Origin of the sequence: Streptomyces tailanensis (assembly GCF_008386495.1) — a bacterium.
Lineage (GTDB): Bacteria > Actinomycetota > Actinomycetes > Streptomycetales > Streptomycetaceae > Streptomyces > Streptomyces tailanensis.
The window spans coordinates 1-1,140 of the sequence record NZ_VTHJ01000158.1; the positions used below are offsets into that span (position 1 = coordinate 1).

The 1,140-nt window shown below is 72.9% G+C and carries 1 protein-coding gene; it reads left to right on the forward strand.

Going from position 1 to position 1,140, the window contains the following annotated elements; all coding sequences use genetic code 11:
• Positions 1-1,043: aminoglycoside phosphotransferase family protein (locus F3T56_RS45700; RefSeq protein ID WP_149831350.1), on the forward strand; the 1,043-nt coding region annotated here is incomplete at its 5' end.
• Between the last annotated feature and the right edge of the window lie 97 nt (positions 1,044-1,140).

Consider the following 1,140-nt stretch of genomic DNA (forward strand, 5'->3'; position numbering starts at 1 on the left):
ACGGCCATGTGACGTATCACGTGGAGGCGTTGGAGCCACCCGAGCCAGGGGCTCTGAAGTCTCTGAGGCAACGGGCGGTACATCAGGGGCTGTTGGGCCGGGACGAGGCCCTGCGATCGCCGTGGGCGCGCACCGACGGGTTGCGGGAGTTGCTCGACTGGGCTTCGCGGACGCTGGCCACACTGGGGCGGCCGGTGACGGGGCCGGTCGAGCAGCGACGGACGTGGAATCTGGCGGGGCTCTTCCGGCTTCCCACGGGTCAAGGGCCGGTCTGGCTCAAGGCGACGCCGCGCTTCGCCTCCGACGAGGCCACCGTCATCGCCGCGTTCGCCGAGGTGGACGCGGGTCTCGTGCCGACTGTTCTCGGCTCCGGCGAGCGGCGGGTGCTGCTGGAGCACATCCCGGGTGAGGACTGCTGGGCAGCCGATGCCGCCACGGTCGAGGCCGGGGTGCGCCGGTTCGTCGCCGCGCAGGCCGCGCTCGTCGACCGGCGGCCACCCGGTCTTCGGGATCGGCGCGACGAGGTGCTCGGCGAGCGGATGCGCGAACTGCTGGACCGCACCGTCGGCTTGGGCATCAGCCCCCAAGAGCGGGACACGGCACGGAGGTTGGCGGACCACTGGGGACGGCTCGCCGGGTGCGGGCTGCCCGACACCGTCGTGCACGCCGACTTCCATCCGGGCAACTGGCGCAGCGCCGGCGGACCACCCGTCGTCGTGGACTTCGCCGACGCCCACTGGGGCAACCCGGTCCTGGACTGCCTGCGCCTGTGCGACTTCCTCCCCGAGACAGCGCGCGCGACAGCCGTCCGCACCTGGGTCGACGCCTGGAAGACCCACGCTCCGGCGAGCGACCCCGCCCGCGCGCTCGCACTCGCCGAACCCCTGGCGCACCTCACGTACGCCGTGCGGTACCAGGAGTTCCTCGACGGCATCGAGGCCTCGGAGCGGCCGTATCACGAGGGGGATCCGGCCGCGGTCATCCAGGAGGCGCTACGGTGCGCCGCGCGTCCGAGTCTCGCCGCGCTGGAGGTGGCCGGCTAGATGGATCACGCCGAGGTGTTGCTGATCGGCGGGCGGGCCGGGGTCGGCAAGTCGACGGTGGGCTGGGAGGTCTCCGATCAGCTGCGGGTCGCCGAGG